Genomic DNA, 15,646 nt, shown 5'->3' with positions numbered 1-15,646 from the left:
ACAAGCGCTGGAGGCCTATTTGGTGCTCAATTCGCGGCCGCCTCTGCGGCTGCGATGGGCAGGCCGACGATGCGCTGCAGCTCGTCCAGCGACAGGCCGGGCACAGCGTCGATCAGGCGCAGTCCCTGGGGCGTGCAGGCCAGCGTGCACAGGTCGGTGTAGATGCGCTTGACGCAGCCGATGCCGGTGAGCGGGTAGCTGCACTGGGCGACGACCTTGGGCTCGCCCTGCTTGGTCAGCAAATCCATCATCACCCAGGTTTGCTTAGCGCCGATGGCCAGGTCCATGGCGCCGCCCACGGCGGGAATGGCGCCGGGCTCGCCCGTGCTCCAGTTGGCCAGGTCGCCCGTGGCGGAGACCTGGAAGGCACCCAGCACGCAGATGTCCAGGTGGCCGCCGCGCATCATGGCGAAGCTGTCGGCGTGGTGGAAGTACGCCCCGCCTGGCAGCAGCGTCACGGGCTGTTTGCCGGCGTTGATCAGGTCGTAGTCCTCGTCGCCCGCGGCCGGTGCCTGGCCCATGCCGAGGATGCCGTTCTCGCTGTGCAGGATGACCTCGCGGCCCTCGGGGATGTGGTTGGCCACCAGGGTCGGCTGGCCGATGCCCAGGTTGACGTAGGCGCCGTCGTGGATGTCCTGCGCCACGCGCCGGGCCAGCTCGTCTTTACTTCTCTTTTGATAGCTGCTCACGCTTGTTCCTTCTGCCCGGGAGGCCGATTTCATGCAGATTTTTTGAAGCCGCCGGCCTGTGTGGCCACGCGCTCGATGCGCACGATCTGGCTCACGAAGATGCCGGGGGTGACGATGGCCTCGGGGTCCAGCGCGCCCAGTTCGACCACCTCGTGCACAGTGGCCACGGTGTGCTGGGCGGCCATGGCCATCACGGGGCCGAAGTTGCGCGCCGACATGCGGTAGGTCAGGTTGCCCCAGCGGTCGCCGCGCTCGGCCTTGATGAGCGCCACGTCGCCGTGGATGGGGTACTCCAGCACGTACTGGCGCCCGTTGATCTCGCGCGTCTCCTTGCCCTTGGCGAGTTCCGTGCCATAGGCCGTGGGGCAGAAGAACGCACCGATGCCGGCGCCCGCGGCGCGCAGCCGCTCGGCCAGGTTGCCCTGGGGCACCAGCTCCAGCTCCAGCTGGCCGCTGCGGTACAGCTCGTCGAACACCCAGCTGTCCACCTGGCGCGGAAAGCTGCAGATGATCTTGCGCACACGCCCGGTCTTGAGCAGCGCGGCGAGGCCGGCGTCGGCGTTGCCGGCGTTGTTGTTGACCACCGTCAGGTCGCGCGCGCCCTGCTCGATGAGGCCGTCAATCAGTTCGCCGGGAATGCCGGCGGTGCCGAAGCCGCCGATGAGCACCGTGGCGCCGTCCTGCACGCCGGCCAGCGCGGCGGCGACGGACTGGGCAATCTTGTTGGTCATGTCGTCAGGGAAATAGAAGTACGGAAACGAAGAAGCGAGGGGGCAGGCTGGGGAGACAATCCCAACCAGTCAACGCGATTTGTTCGCATATAGAACATTTGTTCGTACAATGAATTTTAGGACGGAACAGCCATGCATGAAAACTGTGGGGAAATCAGTGTTAACCCTAGGCCTGGCGACAGCTATGTGCAGTCATTCGCCCGCGGGCTGGAGGTCATCCGCTCGTTCAGCGCCCAGGCGCCGCAGCAGACGCTGAGCGAGGTGGCCGCCGCCACGGGCCTGACGCGCGCCGGCGCGCGGCGCATCCTGCTCACCCTGCAGACGCTGGGCTACGTGGACAGCGACGGGCGGCTGTTCCATCTCACGCCGCGCATCCTGGACCTCGGATTTGCCTACCTGTCGTCCATGCCCATCTGGGACCTGGCCGAGCCCGAGATGGAAGCGCTGGTGGACCAGGTGCGCGAGTCCTGCTCGGCCGCCGTGCTGGACGGTCTGGACATCGTCTACGTGCTGCGCGTGCACACGCACAAGATCATGAGCACCAACCTGGGCGTGGGCTCGCGCCTGCCGGCGTTCTGGACGTCGATGGGCCGCGTGCTGCTGGCCGCCCTGCCCGAGGACGAGCTGCGCCAGCGCCTGGCCGCCGCACCGCGCCACGCCTTCACCCCGCACACGCTGCTGCAGGACGACGCGCTGCTGGAGCGCATTGCCCAGGCCCGCCAGCAGGGCTGGTGCCTGGTCAACCAAGAGCTGGAAGAAGGACTGATCTCCATCGCCGCGCCCTTGAAGAACCGCGCGGGCCACACCGTGGCCGCGCTGAACATCAGCGGCCAAGCCAACCGCACCAGCGAGGCGGCCATGCGCGAGCAGCTGCTGCCGGCGCTGCTGCAGACCTCGCAGGCCATCTCGCGCACGCTGGGCACGCGCAGGTCCTGAAATTCGCTCTCTCCAGGTGACAGCAGGTGGACGTTCTGGCTCCGTCAGGGGATCGGGCGCCGTGCGTCGAGGCACAACACCCTGCAAAGGCGTGGCCTTGGAGGCCCGTGCTACGCTGCCCGGCACCATGTTCAACCCTTCGCAAGCCGACGTACGGCGCTTTTTTTGCGCCGCCCACGCCAAGCAGCAGGCCGGCCAACCGATGGAGGCCATCGAGACCCTGGCCGGACTGTGGACCGCCGAGCACCCCGAATACCACACCGACCTGGCCGACGTTGAGGCCGCGCTGGCGCGCGTCTATGCCGAGGGCTCGGACCAGACCAACCCCTTCCTGCACCTGTCCATGCACCTGTCCATCAGCGAGCAGTGCAGCATCGACCAGCCGCGCGGCATCCGCCAGGCGGTGGAGCTGCTGGCGCACCGCCTGGGCTCGCTGCACGACGCGCACCACGTGGCCATGGAATGCCTGGGCACCATGCTGTGGGAGGCGCAGCGCGCCGGCCGCGCGCCCGACGGCCAGGCCTATGTGGCCTGCGTGCAGCGCCGGGCCACGCAGGACGGCAGGCCCTAGCCATTCACGCGTCGGCGGATTCGTAGCGCGCAGGCGCCAGACTCAGGAAGCCGCCCGCGTCCAGCCGCCGCCCATAGTCGACCACCGCACCACGGCGGCGCTGGCCGCGCCAGGCACCAGCAGCACATCGCAGGCCACCCCGTCCGGGCCGGTCAGCAGTCGATGCGCCTTGCCTGCCTGCAGCAGATCCCGCAGCAGGTTGCGCCGCACATGCGCCAGCACCAGCAGGTCGGCGCGCGTGCTCTGCTGCTGCACGACCAACTGGCGCACGGCGTCCAGCCCGCCCGTGGCCAGGCCGACGCGGTTGCGCCGGGCTTCAAACGCATCCGAGACGCGCAGCCGGGTCTGCTGCGGCTGTGCCGGCTGCCGCCGGCTGCGCAGTGCCCGGCCGAACGCCTCGCCGCAGGCCAGACGCAAGCCGCGCAGCGTCCGTGCGGCATGAAACAGCTCCACCGTCGCGCTGGCCTGCAGACCCGTGGCGCTGCGCTGCAGCGCGCCGCCGGCGTCGCCACTGGCATGTACCAGCGCGTGAGCATAGGGCTGCTGCGCCGCAGCCTGCACGACGAGCACCGGGCACGGGCTTGCACGCAGCACCCGCGCCAGCAGGCCCGTGGCGCGCGCTGGCCACGCCCGGCGGCCATGCAGGCGCGAGTCCATCACCAGCAGGTCTGCCCGCCGCGTCGCAGCCAGGACAGCAGCCACCCCGGCCTCCGGCCACGCTTGGACAGCCAGTTCATGCCGGCGTGCGAGCTGGCGGGCGCGCTGCTCCAGGCGCGCCTGCGGGTCGTAGAACTTCGCATCCTGCTTCTCGGCCGCATACAGCAGCTCCAGCTGCGTCCCATGGTGCGCCGCCAGCAGCGCGGCGCGGTCGAGGGCGTGCTCGGCCAGGGTGGAGAAGTCGGTGAGGGCAACGATGGTCTGAATGCGCATGGCAAGGCTCCTGCAGGGCGGTGTCGGGGGGCAGACCGGCCAGGGAACTGGTCGGGCGGCGGCGGTGTCATCGCTAAGGGGAAGGCCTGGAGAGGCCGCTGGAGGCGGCGGCACGGCCGTGCCCGGCTGGGGCCCGGCAGCGCTGGATGAGGCTGGCCCCGAAAAGGATTCAGGGCTGAAGGAGCGGCCGCCGGGCGCAGACAAGTGCGGCGAGCAGGACCGGCTGCCCCACCCCGCACAGACGCAGCGCACGGGCGTGCGCGGCGGCACAACAGGCCAGCCGGGCTGTACGCACGCAGGAAATGGAAGCCGGAAAACGCATAAAGGGCAACTATTGTAGGAAAGGGTTTGCTCAAAGCTCCAATACCGCACCCCCGCGTACCGAATTATGAAAGCCGAAGAAAGCAAAAAGCCCGCTTTCGCGGGCTTTTGCCATCATTTGGCTGCAGGCGCCCAGGCGCCTCGCTTATCTGAAGCGCGATTGGGGCACCACGCGCAGATCGCCGTCCAGCGAGCCGACGTATTTGGCAATTTCCTTGAGTTCGGCGTTGGTGAACTGCTTGGCAATACCGGCCATCACGCCGTTGCTGCGGCCCACATAGCTGCCGTGATCGACCTTGTAGGACTTCAGGGCAACGAACAGGTAGTCGGCGTACTGGCCGGCGATCTTGGGATAGGCGCCGTCGATGGGCTTGGAGAAGTTGTCGCCGTGGCAGGACACGCAGGCGCCCTTTTGCAGCAGCGGCGCTACGCTGGCGCTGGGCTGGCGTGCCGGAGCAGCGCCACCCTCGCCTTGCACCTGGCTGGAGTAGTAGGCCGCGACGTCGGCGATGTCCTGGTCGCTCAGAGAGTCGGCGATGCCGCGCATGGTGGGGTGGCGGCGCTCGCCCTTTTGGTAAGCGTGCAGCGCGGCGGAGATGTAGCCGGCGCTCTGGCCCGAGATCATGGGCACCTTGTGCACTTCAGGAAAGCTGGCCTTGTAGCCCGGAATGCCGTGGCAGCCGATGCACATGGCGACCTTGCCGGCACCTGCCTTCACATCGCCCTTGACGTCCTGGGCGGTTGCCATGCTGGTCGCCAGAGCGACAGCCAGGCCGAATATCGTGGTCCGTGTTTTTTTCATTTTGCGCGCACAATCAGATGATTGGTTGTCTCAGCAGTAACTCCAAAAGATTATAGCGAGCGCCTGTCAAGCGACTTCATCAACGATTTCCCTCGTTCTTCCTTTCTTCTCTTCCTTCTTCCAGATTTCATGAAATTCCAGGGTTCCCAGAATTACGTGGCCACGCAGGATCTGATGCTGGCCGTGAACGCCGCCATCACCTTGCAGCGCCCGCTGCTGGTCAAGGGCGAACCCGGCACCGGCAAGACGCTGCTGGCCGAAGAGGTCGCCGGTGCGCTCGGCATGCCGCTCCTGCAGTGGCACATCAAGTCGACCACCAAGGCGCAGCAGGGCCTGTATGAATATGACGCGGTGAGCCGCCTGCGCGACAGCCAGCTGGGCGACGAGCGCGTCAAGGACATCCACAACTACATCGTCCGTGGCGTGCTGTGGCAGGCCTTCACGGCCGAGCAGCCGGTGGCCCTCTTGATCGACGAGATCGACAAGGCCGACATCGAGTTTCCCAACGATCTGCTGCGCGAGCTCGACCGCATGGAGTTCTATTGCTACGAGACGCGCGAAATGATCCGCGCCAAGCACCGCCCGCTGGTGTTCATCACCTCCAACAACGAAAAGGAACTGCCCGACGCCTTCCTGCGCCGGTGCTTCTTCCACTACATCAAGTTCCCCGAGCCCGAGACGATGAAGAAGATCGTCGACGTGCACTTCCCGACGCTCAAGAGCGAGCTGCTCACGGCGGCGATGAAGACGTTCTACGACGTGCGCGGCCTGCCCGGGCTGAAGAAGAAGCCGTCCACCAGCGAGTTCATCGACTGGCTGAAGCTGCTGCTGGCCGAGGAAATCCCCCTGGAAGCGCTGCAGTCCGCCGACAGCAAGGTGGCCGTGCCCCCGCTGGTGGGCGCCCTGCTGAAGAACGAGCAGGACGTGAGCCTGTTCGAAAAGCTGGTCTTCATGAACCAGCGCAACCGCTGAAGGAGGGTTCACCATGAGCGCTGCACGACGGCTGCTGCTGGAAGGCGTGAGCGACGCGGTGGGCTTCGTCGTCGGCGCGCTCACCGGCTACGGAGCAGCGCTGCTGCTGGGCCTGGACCTTTTCGCCGAGGGCTACGGCCCGGGCAGCATCGCCGCCATCGCCCTGGTCGGCCTGGGCGGCGGACTGGGGCTGAACCTGGCGCGGCGCTGGCGCAACGCCCGCACGGCGCGCGGCGCCAGCGGGGCCTGAGCATGACCTTCGTGCAGCCCGTCACCCTGCAGGGCCGCTGCGTGCGCCTGGAGCCCCTGGCCCTGGCGCACGAAGCGGGCCTGGCCGCCGCCGCGGCCGATGGCCAGCTGTGGAAGCTGCGCGTCACTTCGGTGCCCGAGCCCCAGGACACGCGCGCCTACATCGAGACCGCCCTGGCCATGCGCGAGGCCGGCAACCGCTTCGCCTTCGCCGTGCTGGACGACGCCACCGGCCGCGTGCTGGGCAGCACCAGCTACCACGACATCCTGCCCGCCGTGCGGCGCGTGGAGATCGGCTATACCTGGTACGCGCAAAGCGTGCAGCGCACGCATGTGAACACCGCCGCCAAGCTCCTGATGATGGGCCACGCCTTCGACCAGCTGGCCTGCCACGTGGTGGGCTGGCGCACGGACAACTACAACTTCGCCTCGCAGCGCGCCATCGAGCGGCTGGGCGCCAGGAAGGACGGTGTCATCCGCGGCCACGCGCTGCGCCGCGACGGCACCATCCGCGACACCGTCATGTACAGCATGCGCGCTGGCGAGTGGCCCGAGGCGCGCGCCCAGTTGCTATATCTTTTGGAGCGCCATGCGCTTGCCTGACGGGCGCTGGCGGCATTTTTCATGCTAATCGACTTCTTCTATGCCCTGCGCGCCGCCAAGTTGCCGGTGTCGGTGCGCGAGTTCCTCACCCTGCTCGAAGCCCTGCAGGCCGGCGTGGCCGGCCCGCGCTCCCAGGATGCCTGGAGCATGGAGGACTTCTACCACCTGTCCCGCACCGCCCTGGTCAAGGACGAGAAGCACTTCGACAAGTTCGACCGCGCCTTTGCCGCCTACTTCAAGGGCGTGGAGCTGCTGACCGACATCACCAAGGACATCCCCGCCGACTGGCTGCGCAAGATGCTCGAGCGCGAACTCACCCCCGAGCAAAAGGCCGCCATCGAGAAGATGGGCTGGGACGAGCTGATGGAGACTTTAAGGAAGCGCCTGGAGGAGCAGAAGGAGCGCCACGAGGGGGGCAGCAAGTGGATCGGCACGGGCGGCACCAGCCCGTTCGGCCACGGCGGCTACAACCCGCAGGGCATCCGCACCGGCGGCGCCGGCAAGAACAAGAGCGCCGTTAAGGTCTGGGAGCAGCGCGCCTACCGCGACTACGACGACACGCAGGAGCTGGGCACGCGCAACATCAAGGTGGCGCTGCGCCGCCTGCGCAAGTTCGCCCGCACCGGCAGCGACCTGGAGCTGGATCTGCCCGACACCATCCGCTCCACCGCCGCCAACGCCGGCTGGCTGGACATCAAGATGGTGCCCGAGCGGCACAACAACGTGAAGCTGCTGCTGCTGATGGACGTGGGCGGCACCATGGACGAGCACATCCAGCGCGTCGAAGAGCTGTTTTCCGCCGTCAAGAGCGAGTTCAAGCACCTGGAGTTCTATTACTTCCACAACTGCGTCTACGACTTCATGTGGAAGAACAACCGCCGCCGCTTCGCCGAGAAGTTTCCGACCTGGGATGTCATCCGCAAGTACAACAAGGACTACAAGCTGGTCTTTGTGGGCGATGCGACCATGAGCCCCTACGAGATCGTGCAACCCGGGGGCAGCGTGGAATACAACAACGAGGAGGCTGGCGCCGAATGGCTGCAGCGCCTGACCCACGCCTTCCCCCGGCACGCCTGGATCAACCCCGAGCCGCAAGGCGTGTGGCAGTACCGCCAGAGCATCGCCATCATCCAGCAGCTGGTGGGTGGGCGCATGTTCCCTTTGTCACTCAAAGGGCTGGAGGACGCGATGCGCCTTTTGTCAAAATAAAGCGCAGTGCCGACGAAAACAAGCCCCCTCTCCTCCTCTGCCTCCCAGCGCGCGCCGGCCCGATGGCCGGCGCTGCTGTTTTCGCTGCTGCTGGCGGGCGGCGCGCTGACCGGCTGCGGCCTGCTGCGCGGCGGCGACGCGCAGCAGCCGGCCGACGAGCGCCAGGGCGCCATCGCCTCCGACGCCTCCGAGCGCAGCGGCCCCGACGCCTTCGCGCTGGAGGTGCAGACCGATGACGCCCAGGTGCGCGAATACCTGTCGCGCCACATGCAGCTGCAGCGCTTTCGCCACCTGCCCGACCTGCAGGATGCCGAGCTGCGCCGCCTGCTGGGGGCCGCCGAGGCCGACGTGCGCGCCCTGCTGTCCACGCTGGGCTACTTCAGCCCGGAGATCGCCGTCGCCCTGCACGACAACCCCGCGCCCGGCGCCGGTGCGCGCCGCGACACCCCGGCGCGCACCATCACCGTCAGCGTCACGCCCGGCCAGCGCACGCACATCGCCAGCGCCGCCATCGAGGTCGCCGGCAGCGGCGACCCGGCCCGGCCGGACGGTAAGGGCCTGGCGCGGCGCCAGGCGCAGCTGCAGCGCGGCTTCGGGCTGCAGCCGGGCGCGCCCTTCACGCAAAACGACTGGGACGACGCCAAGAGCCAGGGCCTGCGCCAGCTGCAGTCGCGCCGCTACCCCCTGGCGCGCGTGGACCAAAGTCGTGCCGAGGTCGACGCCGACCGCGCCGAGGCCGCCCTGCAGGTGCGCTACGCGCCGGGGCCGGACGTGCGCTTCGGCGAGGTGCAGATCAAAGGCAGCGAGCGCTACGACCCGGAGGGCGCGCGCCGCATCGCCCGCGTGCCCGCCGGCGCCCCGTACAGCGAGCAAGGCCTGCTGGACGCGCAGCAGCGCCTGGCCAGCAGCGGCTACTACGACGCCGTGTTCCTGGCGCTGGACACCGAAGCCATCGACCAGGACGCCCCCGCCGCCGTAGCCCCCGTCACCGCCCAGGTGCGCGAGGCGCCGCTGAAGAAGGCCGTCTTCGGCGTCGGCCTGTCCACCGACAGCGGCCCGCGCCTGTCGCTGGACCACACGCACAATCGCTTGCCCGGCATCGGCTGGCGGGCGCTGTCCAAGATCGAGCTGGACCGCAAGCACAAGCTGCTGTCCACCGACTGGACGGCGCTGCCCGATGACGACGGCTGGCGCTGGTTCAGCGGCCTGCGGCTGCAGCGCGAGACCACTGGCGACTACGAGGTCAACAGCAGCCGCCTGCGCGGCGGGCGCACCAAGAGCGGCGACCGCATCGACCGCAGCTACTTCCTGCAGCTGGACACAGCCAAGAGCCAGGGCGAGGGCGCCCCGCCTTCCAGCAGCGCGCTGACCGCCAACTACGGCTGGACGGGCCGCTACTTCAACAACAGCACCAACCCCACGCGCGGCTGGGGCGTGGCCGCCGAACTGGGCGTGGGCACCACGCTGCACCCGGTGCGCCGGCCGTTCACCCGCGCCTACGTGCGCTGGCAGGGCTTTCGCCCCATGGGCCGGGTGGACCTGGGCGAGGGCATCCGCCGCGAAAGCCGGCTGGCGCTGCGCGCCGAGGGCGGCGCCGTCCTGGCCCGCTCGGACGCGCCCATCCCCGTCACCCAGCTGTTCCTGACCGGCGGCGACACCACCGTGCGCGGCTACGGCTGGCGGCGCATCGGCGCGCGCACCGAGAACGACACGCTCTACGGCGGCCGCTACCTGGCCGTGGGCAGCGTGGAATGGCAGCACCCCATTACCGTGCGCGGCAACCGCTCGGACTTCGAGAGCGCCACCTTCATCGACGTGGGCGCGGTGGCCGACCGCCTAGGCGACCTGCGCGCCCGCGTGGGCGTGGGCGCCGGCCTGCGCTGGCGCAGCCCCGTGGGTCCGCTGCAGGCCGACCTGGCCTACGGCGTGCAGGAGCAGCAGCTGCGCCTGCACCTGCGGCTGGGTTTCAGCTTTTGACATGGCCGCTATGGTTTGCATAGCTGCCAGCGCTTGATCCAAGCCAATTTGCAATGCTTTTCAAACGCAAACCCGCACCAGACAAGCGCCAGCAGCTCCTCATTTTGATTCTTCCTTGATGCCCAAGCACCAGTCCCCCGACCCCTACGCCGCCGCCGTGGCTCCCAAGCCCGCGCCGCCGCGCAAGAGCCGCTGGCGCTTCGTGCGCCGGGGCCTGGCGCTGCTGCTGGTACTGCTGGTGGCGCTGCTCGCGCTGGCCTGGTGGTGGACGGGAAGCAGCACCTCGCTGGCCACGGCGCTCACCCGCGCCGCCGCCTACCTGCCCGCCGGCCAGCAGCTGCAGATGAAGGACGTGACCGGCTCGGTGCGCACCGGCGGGCACATCGGCTGGCTGCGCTGGCAGAGCGAGACGCTGGCCGTCGAGGTCAACGACGCCACGATCGGCTGGCAGCTGGCGCCGCTGCTGTCGCGCCAGCTCAAGCTGGGCGAGGTGCACGCCGCCAGCGTCGTGCTCACCCCGCGCGGCGAACCCCAGGAGGACGAAGGCCCGCCCGAGCCGCTGCAGCAGCTGGTGCTGCCGCTGCAGGTGGACCTGCCCTTTCGCGTGGACCACCTGGTCTGGGCCGGGCGCGGCGAGCCGGCCCAGCCCCTCGTCATCGACGACCTGGCCGGCCGCTACCGCTACGCAGGCGACGAGCACCAGCTGACCATCGACCACGTCACCGTTGCCCAGGGCCGCTACTCGCTGCAGGCCACGCTGGGCGCCCTGGCCCCCATGCCGCTGGCCGCCAGCCTGCAGGGCGCCCTGCGCACCGCCGTGCCCGGCAGCGAAGAAACCCTGCACGCCCAGGCCAGTGCCAACGTCAGCGGCAACCTGGCCGGGCGCGACGCGCTGCTGGCCGCCACCGCCCAGCTGCGCAGCGGCCCGCAGGAGCCCGGCAAGGATGACCCCATGCAGGCCGACGTGCAGGCCCGCATCGCCCCCTGGGCGAGCCAGCCGCTGCAGCAGGCCCAGGCCGCGCTGCAGGCCGTGGACCTGGCGCTGCTGTGGCCCCAGGCGCCCGTCACCCGGCTGGCCGGCCAGGCCGGCGTGGAGCCGGTGGAGGGCGGCGGCTGGCACATCAGCGCCGACCTGGCCAACGCCCAGCCCGGCCCCTGGGACCGCCAGCACCTGCCGCTGCAGTCCCTGCGCGGCGAGGCCACCTTCGACGGCAGCACCTGGAGCGTGCCCGGCGCCGAGCTGCAGGCCGGCGGCGGCCGCGTCAGCCTGCAGGGCAGCTTCACCCCGGACAGCGGCGCGCTGCAGGGCCAGGCCCGCGTGCAGGGGGTCGATCCGGCGCAGCTGCACACGCGCCTGGCGCCGGCGCCGCTGACCGGCACGGCCAGCGCCAGCGGCAGCGCCCAGGGCGGCGCCGTGCGCTTTGCCGCCGACCTGCGCGCCAGCGCCCCGCGCCAGCGCGCGCGCGGCGGCAATCAGCCCGCGCCGCTATTACTGCAGCGCCTGTCCGCGCAGGGCCGCTGGGAAGGCCACAGCATCGAGCTGCCCGAGCTGCTGCTGCAGGCCCAGGGCGCCCAGGTGCGCGCCAGCGGGCTGCAGATCGACACCCAGGCCCTGTCCGCGCGCGGCCGCGTGCAGGCCGAGGTGCCCGGCGCCACCGCCCAGGTGGACGGCCGGCTGGCCCCGGCCAGCGGCAGCGGCACGCTGGCCGTGCGCCTGGCCAACGCCGCGCGCGCCCAGGCCTGGCTGGCCGCCCTGCCCGTGCCGCTGGCCGGCTTCAGCCTGGACGGCAACGCCACGCTGGACGCCCAGTGGCGCGGCGGCTGGCGCGCCGCCCAGCAGCAGCTGCAGGCCGCCGGCCTGCTGCCCGCGCCGCAGCAGCCCGAGGCGCGCGCCGGCGACTTCACGCTGCAGGCGCAGCTGCAGGCGCCGCGCCTGCAGCTGTCGCGCGCGCCCCAGCCGGGCACCGACGCCGGCCCGCTGGCCATCGAGCTGCTGCGCACCAGCGCAGCGCTCGGCGGCAGCCTGGCCCGCCTGACGCTGGCGCTGGACGGCCAGGTGCGCCCCAGCCCGGATCAGCAGGCCGAGCTGCACCTGCGTGCCACTGGCGGCCATCGCGCAGGCAACGGCGCCGGCGGGGAGTGGCAGGCGCAGGTGAACGAGCTGCGCGTGCAAGCCAGCGCCAAGGGCCAGCCCGGCCCCTGGACGCTGCAGCTGGACGAGCCCATCACCCTGGCCCTGCAGCAGTCGCCGCGCCTGGCCGTGCAGGCCGGCGCCGGCGCCGCGCGCCTGAGCGGCCCGCAGCCGGGCCAGGCCACGCTGCGCTGGCAGCCGCTGCGCTACGCCCAGGACGCCCAGGGCGGCATGGAACTGACCAGCCAGGGCGAGCTGCAGGGCGTGCCCCTGGCCTGGGCCGACGCCTTCAAGACCGACGGCCAGGGCGCGCTGGCGCGCCTGGGTGTGTCGGGCGACCTGCTGCTGGCCGCACGCTGGGACGTGGCCGCCACCGCCGCCGGCCTGCGCGCCCAGGCCAGCGTGCGCCGCACCGGCGGCGACCTGCGCATCGCCACCGGCGAATCGTTGGACGCGCCGGCCGTCACCGTGGTGCGCAGCAGCGGCGAAGGCCAGGGCGAAGGCCGCCCGCAGGAGCAAACCAGCGCCTCCACCGCCGCCGGCCTGCGCGAAGCGGTGCTGGAGCTGTCGGCCGAGGGCCAGGCGCTGCGCGCCCGGCTGGCCTGGGACAGCGAACGCGCCGGCCGCGTGCAGGCCGAAGGCAGCACCCAGCTGGCGCGCAGCGCCGAGGGTGGCTGGCTGTGGCCCGAGGACGCGCCCCTGGCCGCCACCGTGCACGCCGAGCTGCCCGAGGTCGGCGTGTGGTCGCTGCTGGCCCCGCCGGGCTGGCGCGTGCAGGGCACGCTGTCGGCCGACGCCCGCCTGTCGGGCAGCCGCGCCGCGCCGCGCTGGACGGGCCAGCTGGCGGCCGACCGCTTCGCCGTGCGCTCGCTGCTGGACGGCGTGGACCTGCAGGACGGCCGCCTGCGCGCCACGCTGCAGGGCCAGCAGCTGGAGATCACCGAGCTGCACCTCAAGGGCGGCCACGGCAGCCGCGCGCGCATCGCCGGCTTCAGCGGCAACCGCACGGCCGCACCGGCCGACGGCGGCACCTTGAGCGGCAGCGGCACCGTGTCCTGGGCCGGCGCGGGCGAGCAGGCAGGCGCCTCCGGCATCCGCATGGACGTGCGCGCCCAGGCGCGGGCGCTGCAGGTGCTGGTGCGCGCCGACCGGCAGGTCAGCGTCTCCGGCCAGCTGCGCGCACGGCTGGAGGGCGGCCAGTTCACCCTGCGCGGCGAGCTGACCACCGACCGCGCCACCTTGATCCTGCCCGAGGCCGGCGCGCCCACGCTGGGCGACGACGTGGTGGTGCGCTCGGCCGCGCTGGACCGCGCCGCCGCCGAGAAGGCGCAAAAGAACGCCAAGGCCGCCCAGGCCCGCGAGCAAGGCGGCGTGCAGGCCGCGCGCACGCCCGACATCGCCCTGACCCTGAACCTGGGCGACGACTTCGCCCTGCAGGGCCACGGCATCACCACGCGGCTGACCGGGCAGCTGGACATCCGCTCCAGCGCCGCCACCGGTGGCACCCCGCGCGTGACCGGCGAGGTGCGCACCGACCAGGGCCGCTACCGCGCCTGGGGCCAGGCGCTTGACGTGGAAAGCGGCCTGCTGCGCTTCAACGGCCCCTACGACAATCCGGCCCTGGACGTGCTGGCCCTGCGTCCCAACATCGCCGTGCGCGCGGGCGTGCAGGTCACCGGCAGCGCCCAGGCGCCGCGCGTGCGTCTGTATTCCGAGCCCGAGCTGCCGGACGCGGAAAAGCTGTCCTGGGTGGTGCTGGGCCGCAGCGCCGCGGCCGGTGGCGCCGAGGCTGCGCTGCTGCAGCAGGCGGCGCTGGCCTTCCTGAGCGGCGGCGGCGACAAGAGCGGCGGCGGCATCGCCCAGCGCATCGGCCTGGACGAGATCGGCTTCAAGGGCCCCGGCCAGGGCGAAGGCGCCGCCAGCGCCGCCCTGACTTTCGGCAAACGCCTGTCGCGCGACCTGTATGTGACCTACGAGCGCAGCCTGTCGGGCGTCATGGGCACCCTGTTCATCTTCTACGACCTGTCCAAGCGCCTGACCCTGCGCGGGCAGACGGGCGAGCAGAGCGCAGTGGACCTGATCTATACGGTGCGCTACGACTGATTGGCAATGAAAAGTGGCTCCAGCGCTTGTGCGGCAAGCGCTGGTAGCTATGAAAAGCGTAGCAAACGAGCCCATCGATGAGGGCCTTTGCGCGCCGCTTACAATCGCCGGCTTTGCCGCTCCCCGTAGTTCAATGGATAGAACGGGCGCCTCCTAAGCGCCAGATACAGGTTCGATTCCTGTCGGGGGGACCAGATAGCGTATCCATAGGGCGTCCCCACAAAGGTCGCTCAGGCACTGCGCCGCGGCCACCCGGATCGCCCAAAACAAAGCCCGTTGACGCGGGCTTTGGTGCTTGTGGCCGGTACCCTTCCGGCATGCCCGTCGAGCGTGACTACTCATCTGCACTGCGCTCCTCCTACCGCCTCGTAGGACCACTCCGGCAACCGGCTGCCTTTGAAGAGCCTTCAATGAAGACCTGCAGGCACTTCCGCCTGCGGCAACCAAGGAGTTCCACATGGCACAGCAAGATCAGAACCAGTCGAATCAGCAAAACCAGCAGAACCAGCAGAATCAAAACCAGGCCAAGAGCCAGCAGCAGCCCCAGCAGGCCGCCGGCCAGAACAGCCAGCAAGGCAATCAGGCCAGCAACCAGTCTGCGCAGGGCAGCAACAGCCAGCGCAGCCAGGGCCAGAACCAATCCAAGTGACGCGCCCCTGCCCTGACACCAGCCCGCCAAGTGCGGGCTTTTTTTGTGGGCGATGCGGCCAGGGCGGCGGGGCGATCAGGCGCCCCTAAGCCGGCCTTTACAGCATGGCGTCGCGCTGCTGCTCGGCGCGCGAGGCACCGATGGCCGTCTCCACCTGCTTGACCTCTTCCGGCGGCGGCAGCACGGCCGGCATGCCCAGGCTTTCGATCCACAGCTCGCGGCACCAGCCCTTGGAGTGGTACAGGTGGTGGTCCTCGTCCTTTTCCACCGCCTCGTGCGCCTGCTTCAGGGCCTTGCCGACATCGCCCGTGGCCACCTCGGCGACCTTGCCCAGCAGCTCCCAGTTGGCGTGGTCTTTCGTTTCGGCGTGCACCACGCACTCGCAGGCAACCAGTTGCGCGGCGGCCGGGTCGCCGCCCTGGCGGGCCAGCGCGATGGCCTTCACCAGCGACTCGCCGATGTGCCGCACCACGGCGCGCGAGGGCACCTGTTCGTCCGGGTCGATCCCCAGCGCCTCGCAGGTGCTGCGCACCACGTTCTGGTGCGTCAGGGTCTCTTCCAGGTATTCCTCGAACTCCTTGCGCAGGTCGTCGTTGATGGCGCATTCGATGGCGGCGCGGTAGACCTGTTCGCCGCCGAGTTCGGTCTCCATCATCTGCAGCAGCAAATCCTTGAGCTGGGCTTGGTCATAGCGGGGCTTGGCCATGGGAATCTCCTTTACGTGGGGTGAATGGCCCGACGGGCCGGCAGCGGCCATTGGAGCCGCGGGCCGG

Annotated in this window: 14 protein-coding genes and 1 tRNA gene; 10 read left to right on the top strand and 5 right to left on the bottom strand. The window is 70.3% G+C overall.

All coding sequences use genetic code 11. The annotated features are described in order from the left end of the window. Window positions 1–26 precede the first annotated feature (26 nt). The gene (locus tag RT282_RS13495; RefSeq protein WP_313314946.1) at window positions 27–689 is read right to left on the bottom strand and encodes a 3-oxoacid CoA-transferase subunit B; all 663 of its coding nucleotides are present in this window, start codon (window positions 687–689) and stop codon (window positions 27–29) included. Between the two features lie 29 nt (window positions 690–718). Next, entirely contained in the window at window positions 719–1,420 is a 702-nt protein-coding gene (locus RT282_RS13490; RefSeq protein WP_313314943.1) for a 3-oxoacid CoA-transferase subunit A, read from the bottom strand. Between the two features lie 132 nt (window positions 1,421–1,552). On the opposite strand from RT282_RS13490, the gene RT282_RS13485 reads away from it, so the two are divergent. Then, window positions 1,553–2,356 carry an IclR family transcriptional regulator gene (locus tag RT282_RS13485; protein WP_313314940.1) on the top strand — a complete coding sequence of 268 codons (804 nt, stop codon included), beginning with the start codon at window positions 1,553–1,555 and terminating at the stop codon, window positions 2,354–2,356. A gap of 127 nt (window positions 2,357–2,483) precedes the next feature. Continuing rightward, a complete protein-coding gene (locus RT282_RS13480; RefSeq protein ID WP_313314937.1) occupies window positions 2,484–2,927 on the top strand; it encodes a DUF1841 family protein in 444 nt (147 codons plus the stop codon). A gap of 42 nt (window positions 2,928–2,969) precedes the next feature. Here the strand turns inward: RT282_RS13480 and RT282_RS13475 are convergent, their stop codons facing one another. Continuing rightward, window positions 2,970–3,857 carry a universal stress protein gene (locus RT282_RS13475; protein WP_313314934.1) on the bottom strand — a complete coding sequence of 296 codons (888 nt, stop codon included), beginning with the start codon at window positions 3,855–3,857 and terminating at the stop codon, window positions 2,970–2,972. A gap of 466 nt (window positions 3,858–4,323) precedes the next feature. Then, the gene (locus RT282_RS13470; protein ID WP_313314932.1) at window positions 4,324–4,980 is read right to left on the bottom strand and encodes a c-type cytochrome; all 657 of its coding nucleotides are present in this window, start codon (window positions 4,978–4,980) and stop codon (window positions 4,324–4,326) included. Window positions 4,981–5,109: 129 nt separating this feature from the next. On the opposite strand from RT282_RS13470, the gene RT282_RS13465 reads away from it, so the two are divergent. The 8 genes from RT282_RS13465 (at window position 5,110) to RT282_RS13430 (ending at window position 14,873) form a co-directional block, all read left to right on the top strand. After that, window positions 5,110–5,952: a MoxR family ATPase gene (locus tag RT282_RS13465; RefSeq protein WP_312303856.1), complete on the top strand. Its 843-nt coding sequence runs from the start codon at window positions 5,110–5,112 to the stop codon at window positions 5,950–5,952. A 13-nt stretch (window positions 5,953–5,965) separates the two neighbouring features. Then, window positions 5,966–6,202 (top strand): hypothetical protein, encoded by a 237-nt coding sequence (locus RT282_RS13460; RefSeq protein ID WP_313314930.1) that lies wholly within the window; start codon window positions 5,966–5,968, stop codon window positions 6,200–6,202. A 2-nt stretch (window positions 6,203–6,204) separates the two neighbouring features. Further along, the gene (locus RT282_RS13455) at window positions 6,205–6,804 is read left to right on the top strand and encodes a GNAT family protein (RefSeq protein WP_313314929.1); all 600 of its coding nucleotides are present in this window, start codon (window positions 6,205–6,207) and stop codon (window positions 6,802–6,804) included. Between the two features lie 21 nt (window positions 6,805–6,825). Then, complete coding sequence (locus tag RT282_RS13450; RefSeq protein WP_313314927.1) at window positions 6,826–8,013, top strand: VWA domain-containing protein; 1,188 nt, start codon at window positions 6,826–6,828, stop codon at window positions 8,011–8,013. Between the two features lie 6 nt (window positions 8,014–8,019). Next, the gene (locus RT282_RS13445; protein ID WP_313314925.1) at window positions 8,020–9,990 is read left to right on the top strand and encodes a BamA/TamA family outer membrane protein; all 1,971 of its coding nucleotides are present in this window, start codon (window positions 8,020–8,022) and stop codon (window positions 9,988–9,990) included. Window positions 9,991–10,108: 118 nt separating this feature from the next. Further along, window positions 10,109–14,224, top strand: coding sequence for a translocation/assembly module TamB domain-containing protein (locus RT282_RS13440; protein ID WP_313314923.1), 4,116 nt, complete (start codon window positions 10,109–10,111; stop codon window positions 14,222–14,224). Between the two features lie 119 nt (window positions 14,225–14,343). Further along, window positions 14,344–14,418: transfer RNA gene (locus RT282_RS13435), tRNA-Arg, on the top strand. Window positions 14,419–14,681: 263 nt separating this feature from the next. Beyond that, window positions 14,682–14,873 (top strand): hypothetical protein, encoded by a 192-nt coding sequence (locus RT282_RS13430; RefSeq protein WP_313314921.1) that lies wholly within the window; start codon window positions 14,682–14,684, stop codon window positions 14,871–14,873. Window positions 14,874–14,970: 97 nt separating this feature from the next. On the opposite strand, the gene RT282_RS13425 is transcribed toward RT282_RS13430, so the two are convergent. Further along, complete coding sequence (locus RT282_RS13425) at window positions 14,971–15,579, bottom strand: hypothetical protein (protein ID WP_312303871.1); 609 nt, start codon at window positions 15,577–15,579, stop codon at window positions 14,971–14,973. Window positions 15,580–15,646: the final 67 nt, after the last annotated feature.

The organism is Pulveribacter sp. (assembly GCF_032079985.1).
In the GTDB taxonomy this organism is placed as follows: Bacteria; Pseudomonadota; Gammaproteobacteria; order Burkholderiales; family Burkholderiaceae_C; genus Melaminivora.
The sequence above is the reverse complement of the archived record's forward strand: the minus strand, read 5'-3'. Positions and strand labels throughout refer to the sequence as shown.

Coding starts and splice junctions, on each gene's coding strand:
- RT282_RS13490 (WP_313314943.1), bottom strand. CDS start 1,420: ATGACCAACAAGATTGCCCAGTCCGTCGCCGCCGCGCTGGCCGGCGTG.
- RT282_RS13485 (WP_313314940.1), top strand. CDS start 1,553: ATGCATGAAAACTGTGGGGAAATCAGTGTTAACCCTAGGCCTGGCGAC.
- RT282_RS13480 (WP_313314937.1), top strand. CDS start 2,484: ATGTTCAACCCTTCGCAAGCCGACGTACGGCGCTTTTTTTGCGCCGCC.
- RT282_RS13475 (WP_313314934.1), bottom strand. CDS start 3,857: ATGCGCATTCAGACCATCGTTGCCCTCACCGACTTCTCCACCCTGGCC.
- RT282_RS13470 (WP_313314932.1), bottom strand. CDS start 4,980: ATGAAAAAAACACGGACCACGATATTCGGCCTGGCTGTCGCTCTGGCG.
- RT282_RS13465 (WP_312303856.1), top strand. CDS start 5,110: ATGAAATTCCAGGGTTCCCAGAATTACGTGGCCACGCAGGATCTGATG.
- RT282_RS13460 (WP_313314930.1), top strand. CDS start 5,966: ATGAGCGCTGCACGACGGCTGCTGCTGGAAGGCGTGAGCGACGCGGTG.
- RT282_RS13455 (WP_313314929.1), top strand. CDS start 6,205: ATGACCTTCGTGCAGCCCGTCACCCTGCAGGGCCGCTGCGTGCGCCTG.
- RT282_RS13450 (WP_313314927.1), top strand. CDS start 6,826: ATGCTAATCGACTTCTTCTATGCCCTGCGCGCCGCCAAGTTGCCGGTG.
- RT282_RS13440 (WP_313314923.1), top strand. CDS start 10,109: ATGCCCAAGCACCAGTCCCCCGACCCCTACGCCGCCGCCGTGGCTCCC.
- RT282_RS13430 (WP_313314921.1), top strand. CDS start 14,682: ATGGCACAGCAAGATCAGAACCAGTCGAATCAGCAAAACCAGCAGAAC.
- RT282_RS13425 (WP_312303871.1), bottom strand. CDS start 15,579: ATGGCCAAGCCCCGCTATGACCAAGCCCAGCTCAAGGATTTGCTGCTG.